The organism is Actinophytocola sp. (assembly GCF_036555685.1).
Taxonomy (GTDB): Bacteria; Actinomycetota; Actinomycetes; order Mycobacteriales; family Pseudonocardiaceae; genus Actinophytocola.
On the sequence record NZ_DATBKY010000140.1, the window covers coordinates 19,405 to 35,061 of the forward strand.

Below are 15,657 nucleotides of genomic sequence, written 5' to 3' on the forward strand. Positions count from 1 at the left end.
ACCCCGCTCCGGTCCCGCTTCCCGGCGGTGCCACCGCATCGCCGGCCCAGACTTAAGGAACGGCGAATCATGCAGGACACCAGCCCGGCAGCGAGCCAGCGTCCCGAGCCGGTCACCGGCCGCGACGCCGAAGGCGCGGCGCGGGTGGAGGTCACCTGGTTCGAGGACTGCGTCGACCAGCCGGTCGACACGCCGCTCATCGCGTTGCTACCGCTCCCGGACTCGTCATGACGCCCGCGCCGGAGCCGCCGTGGCTGCTGCGCCGCTTCCGCAAGCCACCCGCGGGCGTGGTCGAGGAGGACGGCACCTGGGTGGACGGCTCGGTGCCGGGCAACCGCGAGCTGATCGCGCGCGGGCGCGAGCTCGAGCTGCGGGCGCAGCAGGCCGAGATCGAGGCGAAGTCCGCGGCGCGGCGGCACTACCTGCGGATGCAGACGTGGGTGCTGCTCGGCGTCGGCGCGCTGATCCTGCTCACGATCCTGGCGCTGGTGCTCGGCCTGTGGGTGCACGCGATCAGCGCGCCGTTCGCGACCGAGCTCGCCCGGATCACGCTGCCCATCCTGCTGGGCGCGGCGGCGACGATCGTCGGGGCGTTCTTCGGCGTGGGCGCGAACGTCAATCCGGGGCGGGACTTCGACATCCGGCGGCAGGGCAAGCGCGGGCGTCGGTCGTCCGACTCCCCCGACGACTCCTAGCCGCTCCCGGCCGTTCCCGGCCGTGCCCAGCCGTTCCGGCTTGTCCCCGCTGGTCCCGGTCGGTCAGCGGGGCGCGGGTATGAGCAGGAACAGCGGGGTGTCGACAGGGCAGTCGGAGGCGTCGAACCACGTCTCGTCGATCGGTTCGATGCCGCTCACCAGCAGCTGCCCTTCTTTCCGGCGGACCGGGCACGGATCGGCGAGGTCGCCGCACACGCGCCAGGTAGCCGTGTGTTCGCGGAACGGGGCGGAGCTTGTGTCTGGCATTTGCGTGTCGCCCTCCTCGGCGCCAAGCTACGAGGATAACGCGGTGTCGACACTGGTTCAACAGTCCGTGAGTGTCGATTGTGTGTAATGGCCGTGTTGCGTATGCGCCTTCCGCACACCTACACTTACCCCGTTTGGCCTCGCCTACCATCACGGGATGTGATCATGTCGGCTAAGAGCGCACGAGCCGAGTCCACGCAAAGCCAGCGCGCGGAGCCGAAGCGGATCAACGTGGCGGTTTCCCCGGACACGGTCACCGCGCTGGAGAACGTGATCGAGCGAGAGGGCGTCACCCTCACCGAGGCCCTGCGCCGCCTCATCGGCTACGGCGACTTCGTCTACCGAGCCGTCCGCGAGAACCGAGAACAGCTGATAGTCAAGGGTTCCGAGGGCACCCGCGAGGTGGTCCTCCTCTGACGGGCGCCCACGGCCGTCGAGCTACTCCGTCACGAAGCTGGTCCCCAGGGCCTGCCAGTCGAGCACCGGCGCGGCCAGGTCGCGGATGGTCGCCAGCAGGCCCAGCCGCGCGGCCCGTACCTCCGGGTCCTCGGCCATCACCAGGATGTCGTCGAAGAACGTGTTGATCGGGGTGGTCAGGGCGGTCGCCGCCGCCACGAAGTCCGCGAGCGAGTGCGGGCCCGTACCGAGTGACTCGGTCACCTTCACCAGCGTCTGGTGCAGCGCGCTCTCCGCCGGCTCGGTGAGCCGGGCCGGCTCGTACGCCGCCGCCGTGTCCGGGGGGACGATGCGCCGGACCCGCTGCAGCGCCGCGACCAGGCCCGCGAAGTCCGCGTCGCCCACGCGGTGCTCGATCTCCGCCAGCGTCTCGTCGGCGGTGGCCGGGGGCAGGGCGACGACCGCGGCCACGTGCCGGTGGTCGTGACCCGCGTCCAGCAGCTGCTGCTCGAACCGCCGGGTCGTGAACTCGGCTACCTCGTCCAAAGTGGACGACGGAACATCGATGCCCTGCGCCCGCACGTGCGTGGCCGCCGCGGTCAGCCCACGCGGCAGCGTGATCGCCCGCAGCGACGGGTGCGCCCGCAGGATGCTGATCACCCCGGCCGCCGCCCGCCGCAGGCCGAACGGGTCCGAGCTGCCGGTCGGCGCGGCGCCGACCGCGAACAGGCCGACCAGCATGTCGAACCGGTCCGCCAGCGCCAGGACGGCCCCGGGCAGCGAACCGGGCGGCGCGTCGCCCGCCGAACGCGGGCGCTCCATGTCGAACAGCGCCTGCGCGACCTCCGGGGTCTCCCCCGCCCGGATGGCGTACTCGCGGGCCATCACGCCGGCCAGCGAGGTCAGCTCGACCACCATCTGTGACCCCAGGTCGAACTTCGCGAGCGAAGCCGCGCGCGACAGCGTGGCCTGGTCCGAAGTAGACAACTCGGTGCCGAGATCCGCGGCGACCGACGCGATCCGCGAGGCCCGGTCGGTCATCGAGCCCAGCCGCTCCTCGAACGCGAGCCGCGACAGCTCCGCCTTCATCGCGGCCGGCGCCACCTTCAGGTCCGCCCGCCAGAAAAAGCTCGCGTCCTCGTACCGCGCCCGCAGCACGGCCTCGTTGCCCGCCCGCACCGCGTCGACGTCGCACGACCCGTTCGCCACCGCCACGAAGTGCGGCAGCAGCTCGCCCGACGCGGACCGCACCGGCAGGTACCGCTGGTGCTTGCGCATCACGGTCGTCAGGATCTCCGACGGCAGCTCGAGGTACGACGACGCGAACCCGCCCAGGATCGCGTTCGGTTCCTCGACGAGGTTCGTGATCTCGTCCAGCAGCGCCGACTCGCCGTCGACGTCGATCGTCCCGCCCACCGACGCGGCCAGCTCCTGCGCCGCCGACACGATCGCCGCCCGCCGGTCCACGACCGGCGCGGTGATCCCGTGCGAGGACAGGAACTCCAGGTACCCCGCGGCCGAGCGCACCTCCACCACCGGCGGCGACGCCGTGCGGTGCACCCGCGTGGTCCGCCCGGCCAGCAACGACGACGCGACGACCGGCACGACCTCCGACCCCAGCAGCGCCACCAGCCAGCGAACCGGCCGGCTGAACGACAGCTTCGGGTCGTTCCACCGCATGTTCTTGTCAGCCCGCAGCTCCGCGACGATCTCGCCGAGCACCCCGCTCAGCACCTCGACCGCCCCGCGCCCGACGTCGGTCTTCATCACGCCGACGTGCTCGACGCCGTCGACGGAGACCCGCTCCAGCGCCGACACGTCGACGCCCTGACCGCGCGCGAAACCCTGCGCCGCCTTGGTCGGCGCGCCGGAGTCGTCGAACGCGGCCGACACCCGCGGGCCGCGGACGAACCGCTCCGCGTCCGGCTCCCGCGGGGCCACGTCCGCGACCAGCGCGACGAGCCGGCGCGGCGTCGCGTGCACCTCGACCGTGCCGTGCGCCAGCCGGGTCGCGCCGAGCTTGTCCACCAGCGTCTCCCGCAGCGCGCGAGCGGAGCGGGAGACCTCGCCGGGCGGCAGCTCCTCGGTGCCGATCTCGAACACCAGCGGCGCGGCCGCGGAGACCGACGGCAACGACGACGGCGCCGCCGCGGGCTCCGGCAGGACGCTGGTCCCCAGCGGGTGGCCGAGCTCCTCGCGCCGCGCCGCCCACAGCTGGGACACCTCGCGGGACAGCCCGCGCATCCGGCCGAAGGCACGCGCCCGCTCGGTCGTGGAGATCGCGCCGCGCGAGTCCAGCACGTTGAACGTGTGCGAGCACTTCAGCACGTGGACGTAGGCCGGCACCGGCAGCCGCGCGTCGAGCATCCGGCGCGCCTCGGCCGCGTACTCCTCGAACAGCCGCCGCTGCGTGTCGACGTCCGCGTCGTCGAGGTAGTACCGGCTCATCTCGTACTCGGACTGGCCGAACACCTCGCCGTAGGAGATGCCGGGCGCGTACGCGATGTCCCTGAAGTTGCTGACGTTCTGCAGCGCCATGATGATGCGCTCGACGCCGTAGGTGATCTCCACCGAGACGGGGTCCAGGCTCATCCCGCCGGCCTGCTGGAAGTAGGTGAACTGGGTGATCTCGAGCCCGTCCAGCCAGACCTCCCAGCCAAGCCCCCAGGAGCCGGTCGCCGGGTTGGCCCAGTTGTCCTCCACGAACCGGATGTCGTGGGCGTGCACGTCGATGCCGAGCGCCTCGAGGCTCGCGAGGTACTGCTCCTGCGGGTCGCCCGGGTCGGGCTTGAGGATGACCTGGAACTGGGTGTGCGTCTGCAGCCGGTTGGGGTTCTCGCCGTACCGGGAGTCGTCGGGCCGCACGCTGGGCTCCACGTAGGCCACCCGCCACGGCTCCGGACCCAGCACGCGCAGGATCGTCGCCGGGTTGAGGGTGCCGGCGCCGACCTCGGTGTTGAACGGTTGCACGATCATGCAGCCACGATCGGTCCAGTATCGGGTCAGCGCGAGCAAGGCGTCCTGCATGGTTAGCACTGGACAACCCTAATGTTTGGTGTCGATGGTCGGGTCGATGGGCCGCCGCAGGCCGCCGCTGCGGCACACTCGACGGGTGCTGCAGGTGCTCGCCGTCGTGGTGGTGCTCGTCCTGGTCGTGCTCACGCTCGCCTACGTCTTCCAGCGCCGCCTGGTCTACCTGCCCTCCTCGGGCCCGGTACCGGCCGCCGCCACGGTCCTGCCCGGCGCCCGCGACGTGCGGCTGACCACCGACGACGGGCTGGCGCTCGGCGCCTGGTACCTGCCCGCGACCGGCCGCGACCTCGGGGTGACCGTGCTGGTCGCGCCCGGCAACGCGGGCGACCGGTCGATGCGCGCCCAACTGGCCGGCGCGCTGGCCGCACGCGGGATGTCCGTGCTGCTGTTCGACTACCGCGGCTACGGCGGCAACCCCGGCGACCCGAGCGAGGCGGGGCTCGCGCTGGACGTGCGCGCGGCGCGGTCCTACCTGGTGGACGAGCTGGGGGTGCCGCCGGAGCGGCTGGTCTACTTCGGGGAGAGCCTGGGCGCCGCGGTGGTCACCGGGCTCGCCACCGAGCACCCGCCGGGCGGGTTGCTGCTGCGCTCACCGTTCACCTCGCTCGCCGACGTCGGCGCGAAGCATTTCCCGTTCCTGCCGGTCCGGCTGCTGTTGAAGGATCGCTTCCCGCTGGCGGAGCAGATCCGCGAGGTGCGCGTGCCGACCGTGGTGGTGTACGGCTCGGCGGACTCGGTCGTGCCGAGAGAGCAGAGCCGGACCGTGGCGCGAGTGGCGGGTGGCCCCGTCACGTCCATCGAGGAGCCCGGTGCCGATCACAACGACCCCGAGCTGTTCGACGGCCCCCGACTGGTCGACGCCGCGGCCCGGCTCTCCGAACGGGTGGCCGGCTAGGCCACGTGTTCCCCCCGGCGCTTGCGATGCGCGTATGCGGCGCGGCGCTCGCTCTCGTCGAGGCCGCCCCAGATGCCGTACGGCTCGAACACGGTCAGCGCGTGGTGCCGGCACTCGACGATGACCGGGCACGACTTGCAGATCTCCTTGGCGCGGGCGATGCGTTGCTCACGTGCCTGCCCCCGCTCGGCGCGCGGGTGGAAGAACATGTCGCTGTTCTTGCCTCGGCAGGCGCCCAAGCGCTGCCAGTCCCACGTCTCCGACACAGGTCCCGGCAGCCTCGACATATCGACCATGGATCTGCTCCTTCAAAGTGCGCTTGGGCGTGCAACCGGGTGGTACCCAGCTCGTTCGCACCGCAAACCAGAAGACGCGGACTGGTGCATCGATCCGCGAAGGCGTCATGATGATCGGGTACGACAGCGGTGGGGAGGGCGGTAGCAGTGGCGAGACCGATCTGGAGCGGGGCGATCAACTTCGGCCTGGTGACCATCCCGGTCGAGCTGTACAGCGCGACCGAGGACCACACGATCAGCTTCCGGCAGTTCGAGCGCGGGACCTCGGACCGGATCCGGTACAAGCGGGTCAACGAGCGCACCGGCAAGGAGGTGGCGTACGCCGACATCGTGAAGGGCGCCGACCTCGGCGGTGGCGAGTACGTGATCATCGAGCCGGACGAGCTGGACGCCATCGCACCCGGCCGCTCGCGGACGATCGACATCAACACCTTCGTCGACCTCGACGACATCGACCCCGTCCACTTCCAGCGGACCTACTGGCTGGCGCCGGCGAAGGAGGAGTACGGCCGGTCGTACTCCTTGCTGCTCCAGGCCATGGAGAAGACCAACCGCGCGGGTGTCGCGTCGTTCGTGATGCGCGGCAAGGAGTACCTGACCGCGGTGCGCGCCGGCGACGGGATGCTGGTGCTGAACACGCTGCTGTTCCCCGAGGACATCCGCGACCCCGCCAAGGAGCTCAAGTCGCTGCCGGAGATCACGACCGCGCGCGGCAAGGAGCTCGAGATGGCGGTCAACCTGATCGACTCGATGACCGACGAGTGGCGGCCCGAGGACTACCACGACACCTACACCGAGCAGGTCGAGAAGCTGATCGAGGACAAGCGGCAGGGCAAGGAGGTCGTCGCCGAGTCCGAGCCGAGCGAGCCGACCAAGGTCGTGGACCTGTTCGAGGCGCTGTCCAAGAGCGTCGAGAGCCGCAAGAAGCGCCGCGACACGCCGGCCAAGGCGTCCTCCGACTCCGCGGACGAGGATCTGTCTAGCCTCAACAAGGCCGATCTCGACAAGCTGGCCCGCGACCTCGACGTCAAGGGTCGCTCCAAGATGAGCCGCGACGAGCTGGAGAAGGCCGTGGCGGCGGCGAGGAGCGCGGGCGCCGCCTAGAGGAGGTGCCGGTGACCTGCCCGGACTGCGGCGATCGCGTGGACCACTGCCACGGCACGCTCGTCCTGCACGCCGACGACGTCGAAGTCACCGCGGAGTGCATCGACCCGGCCTGCGACGCGCCGGAGCTGGCGTCACACACCCTGGTGGTCGGCTGCGGTGAGCTGGGGTGCCCGGCCTGCGCCACGGCGCGTACCCGCGCCGCCTGACCATCCGTGGACCCGACCTCCGAAACGACCGGCGACGGCGTCTCGGAGCGTGAGTTCCGGATCGGCGAGATCGCCGGGGTGCTCTGGACGCCGGCCGGTGCCGACGGCTCGCGACCGCTGGTGCTGATGGGCCACGGCGGTGGCAGCCACAAGAAGTCACCCGGACAGCGGGCCCGTGCCCACCACTTCGCGACCGCCTGCGGGTTCGCCGTGGCCGCCATCGACGCGCCCGGGCACGGCGACCGCCCGCGCACCGCCGACGACGACCGGCGCATCGCCGTCGTCCAGCGCCACATCGAGGCCGGGGAGCCCTTCCGGGAGGAGCTCGCCCGGGCCAACGCCGAGCGCGCCGCGATCGCCGTGCCCGAGTGGCAGGCGGTCCTCGACGCGCTGGCGGCAGGGCCGGCCGGCTACTACGGCCTGTCGCTGGGCACCGCGATCGGCATCCCGCTCCTCGCCGCCGAGCCGCGGATCACCGCCGCCGTCCTCGGGCTCGCCGGGCACGCCGGCCTGGCCGGGACCGCGAAGCGCATCACGGTCCCGGTCGAGTTCCAGCTGCAGTGGGACGACGAGCTGATCCCCCGCGAGGAGAGCCTCGCCCTGTTCGACGCGTTCGCCTCGGCCGACAAGACCCTGCACGCCAACCCCGGCGGGCACGTGGCCGTGCCCGCCTTCGAGCTCGAGAGTGCGGGACGCTTCTTCACGCGCCACCTCGGCGCGGCGTGAGGCCTACTTGGCGCGCTTGTAGAACGGCAGCTTGACCACCTCGACCGGCGACGGCTTGCCGCGGACGTCGACCGCCAGCTTCGTGCCCGGCTGGGACAGCGCGGGCGGCACGTACGCCATCGCGATCGGATGGCCCAGCGTCGGCGACAGGGCGCCGGAGGTGACCGTGCCGACCTGGGTCTCACCGTCCACGACCGGGTACCCGTGCCGCGGCGCGCGCCGGCCCTCGCCGGTCAGGCCGACCAGTGTCGACGCCGCCTCGACGCGGCTGCGCTGCTCCAGTGCCGCCCGGCCGACGAAGTCCGTCGACTTGTCGAACTTGACCACCCGGCCCAGCCCGGCATCGAAGGGGCTCATCTCCACGGTGAGCTCGTTGCCGTACAGCGGCATGCCCGCCTCCAGCCGCAGCGTGTCGCGGCAGGCGAGGCCGGCAGGCGACAGCGCCGGGCCGCCCGCCTCGGTGATCGCCTGCCACACCTCCACGGCGTGCGGCGCCTCCGCGTACACCTCGAAGCCGTCCTCGCCCGTGTAGCCCGTGCGCGCGAGGAGCACGTCGTGGCCCGCGATCCGCGTCGGCGTCGAGCCGTAGTACGGCAGCGCCTCCAGGTCCGCGTCGCACACCTTCCCGACGATCCCCGCCGACGACGGCCCCTGGACGGCGATCAGCGCGCAGTCGCGCGAGCGGTCCGCCACCTCGACCGTGAACCCCTCCGCGCGGTTGTGCAGCTCCGCGGCCACCACCGCCGCGTTCGACGCGTTGGCCACGACCATGAAGTGGTCCTCGCCGATCCGGTACACGACCAGGTCGTCGAGCACGCCACCGTCCGCGTCGCAGATCATCGTGTACCGGGCACGGCCGACCTTCACCGCCGACAGGTTCCCCACCAGCGCGTAGTCGAGCGTCCGCGCCGCCTCCGGCCCGGTCAGCTCGATCTCGCCCATGTGCGACAGGTCGAACAGCCCGGCCGCCTCGCGGACGGCCTTGTGCTCGGCCAGCTCACTGCCGTAGCGCAGCGGCATCGACCACCCGGCGAAATCGGTGAAGGTCGCCCCCAGCGCGGTGTGCACGTCATGCAGCGGAGAAGGAGTGCTCATACCTCGATCCTGCCCGTCCGGCCGCGCACCGGAAACAATGGGGTATGCGTGCCCGGCGCGATGAGTCATCGCGGGGCGCAGCACATGCCGCCGGTTGTTCGGCGTGGTGACATGATTTGGGCCCATGACGCGCTTGGCGCACACCGTGGTCCTCGAGGCGGTGGACCGCGAGTGGTTCGCCGACCTCGTGGAGCTGGCCGTCGAGGTCGCCACGGAGTATCTGGGGCGGGACGAGTTCCCGCTGGTCGAGGGGCGCCGGCTCGCCCCCGGCGCGCGGTACGAGACCGACGACGGGCTGGCCGGGTTCACCGTCACCGAGTGGAACACCCGCGGCCGGCTGGCCGGGACGCTGGTCCGGAGCGGGGAGACGGCGCTGACGATGCTGGCCGGCGAGCTGGCCGGCGGGCCGTCCGCGCACACGCTGGACGTGTCCTTCCGCGGCCGCCCGCAGCCCGGCGGGCCGCGGATGCATCAGTTCGACGGGGAGCTGCGCGCCGACACCGTCAAGTGGTGGGACGACCTCGCACGCGGCGGCGGCGAACCGCCGGTCTCGGCGTGGGTGCGGCACCGGATGTTCCGCGGCGAGTTCGGCCTGACGCCCGCGCGCGGTCCGGACGGCCGGTGGTCGGTCACCGTGACCGCGCGGCTACGGGGCCGGCGCGCCGGCTGGCTGCTCTCGGCCGTCACGGTCCTCGGCAAGTCGTGGCTGCGGCGGATGTTCGCCACGGAGGCGGACAAGGTCGCGGCCCAGTGGGACGAGACCGTCGCGGAGCTGCGGAACCAGCCTGTCGGGGAGCTGCGGGAGCAGATCCTGGCGGGGATCCGCGCGGAGCTCCTTCAGTCGAGCCGGAACCCGTAGGGCAGCTCCAGCCGGTGCGCGGCGAGCAGGTCGGCGTCGGCGAGCAGCTCCCGGGTCGGGCCGTCCGCGACGATCACGCCGTCGTCGATCAGCACGCTGCGCGGGCACAGCTGCAAGGCGTACGGCAGGTCGTGGGTGACCATTAGCATCGTGCGGTCGAGGTCGAGCAGCACCTCGGCCAGCTCGCGGCGGGCCACCGGCTCGAGGTTCGCCGACGGCTCGTCGAGGACCAGGATCTCCGGGTCGCACGCGAGCACGGTCGCGAGCGCGACGCGCCGGCGCTGGCCGCCGGAGAGGTGCATGGGCGAGCGGTCGATGTGCGCGGCCATGCCGACCGCGTCCAGCGCGGACCGCACGCGGGCGTCGAGCTCGGCCCCGGACAGGCCGAAGTTCGCCGGCCCGAACGCCACGTCCGCGCCGACCGTGGGCATGAACAGCTGGTCGTCGGGGTCCTGGAAGACGATGCCGACCCGGCGACGCACCTCGTGCAGCGTCGACTTCGACACCGGCAGGCCGGCCACCGAGACCCGGCCCGAGCCGCCGGACAGCACGCCGTTGAGGTGCAGCACGAGCGTCGTCTTGCCGGCGCCGTTCGGGCCGAGCAGCGCCACGCGCTCCCCCGGCTCGACGCGCAGGTCGATGCCGAACAGGGCCTGGTGCCCGTCCGGATAGGCGAACGCCAGCCGCTCGACGTGCAGCGCGGACGGGCGTGCGCTGCTCGGCGTTCGTCCCGCACGCCTGCGCTGCTCCTCCGTCCAGACGCCGGACACCACGTCGCTCCCGCTCACGGCAACCACAGTGCCACCGCCAGCACGGACGCGGTGCACAGCACCGGCACCAGGCCCGCGAGCCACGTCGACGGCTCGGCGGCGGCTCCCCCGTCGGGCATCCGGCCCGTCCAGCCCCGCGACACCATCGCCAGGTGCACCCGCTCGCCCCGCTCGTAGCTGCGCACGAACAGCGAGCCGATCCCGCGTGCGGTCGCGCCGGCCTGCCACAGGAAGCGCGGATTGTGGCCACGCGAGATCCGCGCTGTCCGCATCCGCCGGGCCTCCGCGGCGATCACCTCGAGGTAGCGCAGCATCAGCGTCGCGATCGTCGTGAGCACGGCGGGCGTGCGCAGCCGCTGCAGGCCGACGATCAGCTCGCGCGGCGCCGTCGTGGCCGCGAGCGTGAGCGAGGCCAGCACGCCGATCGTGCCCTTCGCGAGGATGTTCCACCCGGCCAGCGCGCCCGGCTCGGACAGGCTCAGCCCGAGGAACGTGAACCGCGGGCCGGCGCCGAGGAACGGCATCACCAGCGCGATCACCACGAACGGCACCTCGATCACCGCGCGCCGCACGAAGTGCCCGACCGGGACCGCGGCCACCGCCCAGATACCGGCCAGCAGCACCAGGTACAGGCCGAAGGCCCAGAACTCCGTGCGCGGCGTGGCGACCACGCAGATCACGCCGAGCAGCGCGGCGACGATCTTGACCTGCGGCGGCAGCCGGTGCACCGGCGAGGTGCCCGGCCGGTACAGCAGGTGGACGCCGTGCCCGCCGCTCATGTCCGGCTGCGTTCGGCCGGGCTGCCGGACCGCCTGCGCAGCAACCAGAACAGGCCGCCCGCGAGGACGGCGGTGGCGGCCACGCCCGCGATGCCGGCGACACCGGTGAGCCGGGAGTCGCCGCCCACCGCGTAGTCGGCGAGCGGGCTGGCGGCCATGTCGTGGTCCTTCGCGCGCTGCGCGATGCACGAGCCGGTGAGCTGCTCGCCGCGGTCGGCCTGCACGACCTGGCAGCCCTCGAGCGTCGCGGAGTCCAGCCCGTCGGGGTCGGAGTCGGCGAAGTACGACAGCGCACCGGCGATCACCAGTGCCACGAGGGCGAAGCCGGCGAAGAACAGCCAGGTCTTCATGACACGCTCCGCTCCGCGGTGACGACCGGCGACTCGCGCAGCTCGAGCGGCTTGGCCGTGCCACGCAGCAGGTAGACGAGGTCGGGTCGCGCGGCGGCCACGGCCGTCACGGTCAGCGCCGTGATCACGCCCTCGCCGATGCCGATCAGCGCGTGCAGGCCCACCATCGTCCCGGCCACCCCGCCGAGCGAGAACGCCGCGTCGCCACCCATGGCGAACTCCAGCACGAAGCCGAGCGAGGCGATCACGGTGCCGCAGAACGCCGCGACGAACGCGACCGCCGCGAGCCCGAACCGGCCACGGGTGGCGAACCGGCGCAGCGCGAGCGCGACCAGGAACCCGGCCGCGGTGCCGATGAGCGCCATGTTGGTGATGTTCGCGCCGAGCGCGGTCAGCCCGCCGTCGGCGAACACCAGCGCCTGCACGACGAGCACGATGCTCACGCACAGCGCACCGACCCACGGCCCGACGAGGATCGCCGCCAGCGCGCCGCCGAGCAGGTGGCCGCTCACGCCGGGCAGGATCGGAAAGTTGATCATCTGGACGGCGAAGATGAACGCCGCCACCAGACCCGCCATCGGCGCGGTCTTGTCGTCCAGGTCGCGGCGGGCGCCGACCAGCGCCGCCGCGATGCCGATCACCGCTACGCCACCGAAGATCACCGAGGTGGGCGCGTTGATCAGGCCATCGCTCATGTGCATGGCTACTGACGTGGACACGGACTTCACACTAGATACATTCGGAGCCCTATCGCCAGAGGCTTGCAACAACCTCGAACTTTCGAAGATGCCTACGATCGGTCACGTGAGTACGGCGGTCCCGGCGCTGACCTACACCGAGCAGCGGCCCAGCGAGCCGGTGCGCGCGCTGCTGACCAGGAACTACCTCGCTTTCGCGCAGCCGGCCACGGTCGGTGAGCGGTGGCTCGCGACGCCGACCCCGACCGTCACCGTGATCGTCAACACGGGTGCCGCGTTCGGCGGGCTGCCCGGCTCCTTCGTCACCGGTCTCGCCGACACCCACGACGTCGTGGACCAGTTCGGAGCCATCGAGTGCGTGGATCTGAAGCTGACCCCGCTCGGCGCGTACAAGCTGCTCGGCGTGCCGATGGACGAGCTGGCCAACGAGGTCGTCGACCTGGCCGACGTGCTCGGACCGGACGCCGCGCGGCTCACCGAGCGGCTGGCGAACACACCCGGCTGGGCCGCCCGGTTCGCCGTGCTCGACGAGTTCCTGCTGACCCGTGCCGAGGCGGGCCCGATGCCGTCGCCGGAGGTCCGGTGGGCGTGGGGGCGGCTCGTCGAGACGGCCGGCGCGGTGCCGGTGGGTGCGCTCGCGCAGGAGGTCGGCTGGAGCCGCAGGCACCTGGTGACCCGGTTCCGCCAGCAGGTCGGCCTGCCGCCGAAGACGGTCGCGCGGGTCGTCCGCTTCGACGAGCTGCTGCGCCGGGTCGGCCGGTCGCGTGGCGCGGCGTGGTCGCGGATCGCGGCCGAGTGCGGCTACTACGACCAGGCGCACATGAATCGGGACTTCCGCGAGTTCGCCGGCACGACGCCGACCGAGTACCTCGCGCGGCTGCCGCAACGGGCGGCACCCGAGGTCACATCCGTCCAATACGCCTGGGTGCCGGCTGACTAGCGTCCTGCGCATGATCATTCCAGCGATGCGCTACCAGGACGCGGACGCGGCCGTGCCCTGGCTGACCGAGGCGTTCGGCCTCACCGAGCACAACGTCTTCCGCGACGACGAGGGCCACGTCGGCCACGCGGAGCTCCGCCACGGCGAGGACATCGTCATGGTGAGCGGCCCGCGCGAGCCGGGCTGGCTTGGCGCCGGCAAGGCGGACCCGCTCACGTCGACGATCAGCATGTACCTCGTGGTCGACGACCCGCGCGCGCACCTGGAACGCGCGAAGGCGGCGGGCGCCACGATCGTGCGGGACCTGGAGCACATGGACTACGGCTCGGACGAGTACTCGGCGCGCGACCTGGAGGGCAACCTCTGGTCGTTCGGCACCTACAAGCCCTGACCGGTCACTGGCTCTGGACGATGCTGCCGATGAGGGCGGCCGCGGTGACCTCGGCCTGGTCGTCCACCCGCCAGCGAGGCCAGGTCGTCCGCTGGTAGGAGACCTCGACGACCAGCGCCTTGTACCGGGCCGAGACCGTCGAGACGTCCGGCGGCCCGCCGGACTCGGGGGCCGGCTTGTGCCCCAGGCAGGCCTCGTCCGCGCCCGGGATCGACGTTCGAGTGCTGCCGGAACCCGTGCACGGCAAGCTGATCCGCATCGTCGAGCGCGCGGTGGCCTCGTCGATCGCGGCCGTGGCGCGGACCTCCAGGTAGGTGGGCTCCACGCGCGGGTCGTGCGGGTCGGTCTTCGTGTTGGCCCAGTCGCACGCGGACTCCGTGGAGTCGAGGACGATCTCCGGCCCGCGGCCGAGCCGGGACGGCGTACCGGGCACGAGCGCGGCCAGCTGGCCGGGGGTCAGGAGGTCGCACCCGGCCGGCAGCGCGAGCGCCGGCTCGTCGGCCGCGTCGCCGGTCTGCGTGGCCGACGACGCCGAGCTGGTCGTCGCGATCGCGAGGCCCAGCGAGACGCCGGCCGCGATCACGGCGACGGCGGCCGCCGCGACCAGCGCGACCCGTCGGCGGGACTGCGGTGACAGCCGCGGGGGCCGTGGCGGTTCCGGGCTACCCGGATTCAGTAGGTCGCTCATCCCTCACACGAACTCACACGAACGCGTTCAGTCCGGTCAATGCTCGTCCGATCAGCAACTTCTGCACCTGGCTGGTGCCCTCGTACAACGTCATGACCCGGGCGTCTCGCAGGATCTTCGCCACGGGGTACTCGTCGAGGTAACCGTAGCCTCCGTACACCTGGATGGCGAGGTTTGCCGCCGACACCGCGTTCTCGCTCGCGTGCAGCTTCGCCATCGACGCCTCCGTGCGGAACGGCTGCCCGCGGTCGATCAGGTCCGCGACCCGCCAGACCAGCAGCCGCGCGGCGTCCGTGCCGACCGCCATGTCCGCGAGCATCTGCTGCACCAGCTGGAACGAGGCGATCGGCTTGCCGAACTGCTGCCGCTCCCCCGCATACGTCGTCGCCGCCTCGAGCGCCGCCCGGGCGAGCCCGACGCAGCCGGCCGCGACCGACATGCGGCCCTTGTCCAGCGCCGCCATCGCGACCTTGAAGCCCTGCCCCTCCTCGCCCAGCCGCGCGGAGTCCGGCACCCGCACCGAGTCGAGGATCAGCTCCCCGGTCGACTGCCCGCGCAGGCCCAGCTTGCCCTTGATCTCCCGGTGCTCGAACCCGGACGACGACGTCGGCACGAGGAACGCCGTGACGCCCCGCGGGCCGGGCTCCCCGGTGCGCGCGAACACGAGCGCCAGATCTGCCCAGGTGCCGTTCGTGATGAACATCTTCGAGCCCGACAGCACCCAGTCCGACCCGTCCCGCACCGCTTTCGTCGACAGGTTGCCGGCGTCGGACCCGGTGTCCGGCTCGGTCAGCCCGAAGCACGACAGCGACGAACCCGAGCACAGCCGCGGCAACCACTCCTGCTTCTGCTCCTCGGTGCCGAACGACAGGATCGTCTTGCCGACGAGCCCCAGCGACACCGAGACGATCCCGCGGATCGCCGAGTCGCCGCGGCCGATCTCCTCCATCATCAGGCAGTACGCCAGGTGGTCGCCGCCCGAGCCGCCGTACTCCTCCGGCACGGTCAGCCCGAGGAACCCGACCTCGCCCAGCTTGCCGACGATCGACCGGTCCACCTGCTCGGCGATGTCCCAGTCGCGGACGTTGGGCACCACCTCGCGGTCGACGAAGTCGCGCGCGAGTTCGCGCAGGGCAGCCTGCTCTTCGGTGAGGGACAGATCCATGCGCGCGACGATACGTGAGCGCGTGTGCGAATGGCCTTGTCTCGCGGCTCAGGCGGACCAGCTACCCAACAGCCGCTCCGTGGACGGTGACCCAGCGCTGCATCGAGTACTCGGTCAGCGTGATCAGCGTCTGCTTGACCGACTCCCGGTCGCGGGCGTCGCAGGGCACGATCGGCACGGTCTCGGCCACCGCGAGCGCGTCGCGGACCTCCTCGATGCCGTGGCTCAGCTTGCCGTCGAAGCAGTTCAGCCCGACGACGTAGGGCAGCCCGCGGTCCTCGAAGAAGTCGATCGGCGAGAA

Annotated in this window: 20 protein-coding genes and 1 pseudogene; 10 read left to right on the forward strand and 11 right to left on the reverse strand. The window is 72.1% G+C overall.

The window, feature by feature from the left end; translation table 11 throughout:
- The first annotated feature begins 69 nt into the window (after positions 1-69).
- Together VH969_RS13810 and VH969_RS13815 are read left to right on the forward strand one after the other, a co-directional pair.
- Positions 70-231: a hypothetical protein gene (locus VH969_RS13810; protein WP_331974130.1), complete on the forward strand. Its 162-nt coding sequence runs from the start codon at positions 70-72 to the stop codon at positions 229-231.
- Positions 228-695, forward strand: coding sequence for a hypothetical protein (locus tag VH969_RS13815; protein WP_331974131.1), 468 nt, complete (start codon positions 228-230; stop codon positions 693-695). The genes VH969_RS13810 and VH969_RS13815 overlap by 4 nt, the downstream gene beginning before the upstream one ends.
- Before the next feature lie 63 nt (positions 696-758).
- On the opposite strand, the gene VH969_RS13820 is transcribed toward VH969_RS13815, so the two are convergent.
- The gene (locus tag VH969_RS13820) at positions 759-962 is read right to left on the reverse strand and encodes a hypothetical protein (RefSeq protein WP_331974132.1); all 204 of its coding nucleotides are present in this window, start codon (positions 960-962) and stop codon (positions 759-761) included.
- A gap of 165 nt (positions 963-1,127) precedes the next feature.
- Between VH969_RS13820 and VH969_RS13825 the strand changes: the two genes are divergently transcribed.
- Positions 1,128-1,379, forward strand: coding sequence for a hypothetical protein (locus tag VH969_RS13825; RefSeq protein ID WP_331974133.1), 252 nt, complete (start codon positions 1,128-1,130; stop codon positions 1,377-1,379).
- Between the two features lie 21 nt (positions 1,380-1,400).
- Here VH969_RS13825 and VH969_RS13830 read toward each other — a convergent pair whose 3' ends face one another.
- Positions 1,401-4,385: a glycine--tRNA ligase gene (locus tag VH969_RS13830; RefSeq protein ID WP_331974134.1), complete on the reverse strand. Its 2,985-nt coding sequence runs from the start codon at positions 4,383-4,385 to the stop codon at positions 1,401-1,403.
- A gap of 46 nt (positions 4,386-4,431) precedes the next feature.
- Between VH969_RS13830 and VH969_RS13835 the strand changes: the two genes are divergently transcribed.
- The gene (locus VH969_RS13835) at positions 4,432-5,286 is read left to right on the forward strand and encodes an alpha/beta hydrolase (protein ID WP_331974135.1); all 855 of its coding nucleotides are present in this window, start codon (positions 4,432-4,434) and stop codon (positions 5,284-5,286) included.
- On the opposite strand, the gene VH969_RS13840 is transcribed toward VH969_RS13835, so the two are convergent.
- On the reverse strand, positions 5,283-5,582 hold the full coding sequence (locus VH969_RS13840; RefSeq protein WP_331974136.1) for a WhiB family transcriptional regulator: 300 nt from the start codon (positions 5,580-5,582) through the stop codon (positions 5,283-5,285). The two genes, VH969_RS13835 and VH969_RS13840, sit on opposite strands and share 4 nt — an antisense overlap.
- A gap of 147 nt (positions 5,583-5,729) precedes the next feature.
- On the opposite strand from VH969_RS13840, the gene ku reads away from it, so the two are divergent.
- From ku to VH969_RS13855, 3 genes are read left to right on the forward strand one after another with little or no spacing between them, the layout of a single operon-like run.
- Positions 5,730-6,686: a non-homologous end joining protein Ku gene (gene ku / locus VH969_RS13845; RefSeq protein WP_331974137.1), complete on the forward strand. Its 957-nt coding sequence runs from the start codon at positions 5,730-5,732 to the stop codon at positions 6,684-6,686.
- An 11-nt stretch (positions 6,687-6,697) separates the two neighbouring features.
- Positions 6,698-6,895: a hypothetical protein gene (locus tag VH969_RS13850; protein WP_331974138.1), complete on the forward strand. Its 198-nt coding sequence runs from the start codon at positions 6,698-6,700 to the stop codon at positions 6,893-6,895.
- 6 nt (positions 6,896-6,901) lie between these two features.
- Entirely contained in the window at positions 6,902-7,621 is a 720-nt protein-coding gene (locus VH969_RS13855; protein ID WP_331974139.1) for an alpha/beta hydrolase family protein, read from the forward strand.
- Positions 7,622-7,624: 3 nt separating this feature from the next.
- On the opposite strand, the gene gcvT is transcribed toward VH969_RS13855, so the two are convergent.
- Entirely contained in the window at positions 7,625-8,716 is a 1,092-nt protein-coding gene (gene gcvT, locus VH969_RS13860; protein ID WP_331974140.1) for a glycine cleavage system aminomethyltransferase GcvT, read from the reverse strand.
- 124 nt (positions 8,717-8,840) lie between these two features.
- Here gcvT and VH969_RS13865 point away from each other — a divergent pair, with 124 nt between their 5' ends.
- Entirely contained in the window at positions 8,841-9,575 is a 735-nt protein-coding gene (locus tag VH969_RS13865; protein WP_331974141.1) for a hypothetical protein, read from the forward strand.
- Here the strand turns inward: VH969_RS13865 and VH969_RS13870 are convergent.
- From VH969_RS13870 to VH969_RS13885, 4 genes are all read right to left on the reverse strand, one after another.
- The gene (locus VH969_RS13870; protein ID WP_331974149.1) at positions 9,554-10,273 is read right to left on the reverse strand and encodes an energy-coupling factor ABC transporter ATP-binding protein; all 720 of its coding nucleotides are present in this window, start codon (positions 10,271-10,273) and stop codon (positions 9,554-9,556) included. The genes VH969_RS13865 and VH969_RS13870 overlap by 22 nt on opposite strands.
- A gap of 86 nt (positions 10,274-10,359) precedes the next feature.
- The gene (gene cbiQ, locus VH969_RS13875; RefSeq protein WP_331974142.1) at positions 10,360-11,124 is read right to left on the reverse strand and encodes a cobalt ECF transporter T component CbiQ; all 765 of its coding nucleotides are present in this window, start codon (positions 11,122-11,124) and stop codon (positions 10,360-10,362) included.
- Positions 11,121-11,474: a PDGLE domain-containing protein gene (locus VH969_RS13880; protein WP_331974143.1), complete on the reverse strand. Its 354-nt coding sequence runs from the start codon at positions 11,472-11,474 to the stop codon at positions 11,121-11,123. Before VH969_RS13880 ends, cbiQ begins: the two co-directional genes overlap by 4 nt.
- Positions 11,471-12,193, reverse strand: a complete 723-nt coding sequence (locus VH969_RS13885; RefSeq protein ID WP_331974144.1) for an energy-coupling factor ABC transporter permease — start codon at positions 12,191-12,193, stop codon at positions 11,471-11,473. Before VH969_RS13885 ends, VH969_RS13880 begins: the two co-directional genes overlap by 4 nt.
- An 85-nt stretch (positions 12,194-12,278) precedes the next feature.
- On the opposite strand from VH969_RS13885, the gene VH969_RS13890 reads away from it, so the two are divergent.
- Together VH969_RS13890 and VH969_RS13895 are read left to right on the forward strand one after the other, a co-directional pair.
- Positions 12,279-13,112, forward strand: a complete 834-nt coding sequence (locus VH969_RS13890; protein WP_331974145.1) for a helix-turn-helix domain-containing protein — start codon at positions 12,279-12,281, stop codon at positions 13,110-13,112.
- Between the two features lie 10 nt (positions 13,113-13,122).
- Positions 13,123-13,503 carry a VOC family protein gene (locus tag VH969_RS13895; RefSeq protein WP_331974146.1) on the forward strand — a complete coding sequence of 127 codons (381 nt, stop codon included), beginning with the start codon at positions 13,123-13,125 and terminating at the stop codon, positions 13,501-13,503.
- 4 nt (positions 13,504-13,507) lie between these two features.
- Here the strand turns inward: VH969_RS13895 and VH969_RS13900 are convergent, their stop codons facing one another.
- The 3 genes and pseudogenes from VH969_RS13900 to VH969_RS13910 all read right to left on the reverse strand — a co-directional run.
- The gene (locus VH969_RS13900; RefSeq protein ID WP_331974147.1) at positions 13,508-14,191 is read right to left on the reverse strand and encodes a hypothetical protein; all 684 of its coding nucleotides are present in this window, start codon (positions 14,189-14,191) and stop codon (positions 13,508-13,510) included.
- Between the two features lie 13 nt (positions 14,192-14,204).
- On the reverse strand, positions 14,205-15,356 hold the full coding sequence (locus VH969_RS13905) for an acyl-CoA dehydrogenase family protein (protein ID WP_331974148.1): 1,152 nt from the start codon (positions 15,354-15,356) through the stop codon (positions 14,205-14,207).
- Positions 15,357-15,417: 61 nt separating this feature from the next.
- Positions 15,418-15,657, reverse strand: a pseudogene (locus tag VH969_RS13910) (ATP-binding protein); the annotation flags it as partial.

Excerpts from the sequence above, each read along its gene's own strand:
- VH969_RS13810 (WP_331974130.1), top strand. The coding sequence starts at position 70 with ATGCAGGACACCAGCCCGGCAGCGAGCCAGCGTCCCGAGCCGGTCACC.
- VH969_RS13815 (WP_331974131.1), top strand. The coding sequence starts at position 228 with ATGACGCCCGCGCCGGAGCCGCCGTGGCTGCTGCGCCGCTTCCGCAAG.
- VH969_RS13820 (WP_331974132.1), bottom strand. The coding sequence starts at position 962 with ATGCCAGACACAAGCTCCGCCCCGTTCCGCGAACACACGGCTACCTGG.
- VH969_RS13825 (WP_331974133.1), top strand. The coding sequence starts at position 1,128 with ATGTCGGCTAAGAGCGCACGAGCCGAGTCCACGCAAAGCCAGCGCGCG.
- VH969_RS13830 (WP_331974134.1), bottom strand. The coding sequence starts at position 4,385 with ATGCAGGACGCCTTGCTCGCGCTGACCCGATACTGGACCGATCGTGGC.
- VH969_RS13835 (WP_331974135.1), top strand. The coding sequence starts at position 4,432 with ATGGGCCGCCGCAGGCCGCCGCTGCGGCACACTCGACGGGTGCTGCAG.
- VH969_RS13840 (WP_331974136.1), bottom strand. The coding sequence starts at position 5,582 with ATGGTCGATATGTCGAGGCTGCCGGGACCTGTGTCGGAGACGTGGGAC.
- gcvT (WP_331974140.1), bottom strand. The coding sequence starts at position 8,716 with ATGAGCACTCCTTCTCCGCTGCATGACGTGCACACCGCGCTGGGGGCG.
- VH969_RS13865 (WP_331974141.1), top strand. The coding sequence starts at position 8,841 with ATGACGCGCTTGGCGCACACCGTGGTCCTCGAGGCGGTGGACCGCGAG.
- cbiQ (WP_331974142.1), bottom strand. The coding sequence starts at position 11,124 with ATGAGCGGCGGGCACGGCGTCCACCTGCTGTACCGGCCGGGCACCTCG.
- VH969_RS13880 (WP_331974143.1), bottom strand. The coding sequence starts at position 11,474 with ATGAAGACCTGGCTGTTCTTCGCCGGCTTCGCCCTCGTGGCACTGGTG.
- VH969_RS13895 (WP_331974146.1), top strand. The coding sequence starts at position 13,123 with ATGATCATTCCAGCGATGCGCTACCAGGACGCGGACGCGGCCGTGCCC.
- VH969_RS13900 (WP_331974147.1), bottom strand. The coding sequence starts at position 14,191 with ATGAGCGACCTACTGAATCCGGGTAGCCCGGAACCGCCACGGCCCCCG.
- VH969_RS13905 (WP_331974148.1), bottom strand. The coding sequence starts at position 15,356 with ATGGATCTGTCCCTCACCGAAGAGCAGGCTGCCCTGCGCGAACTCGCG.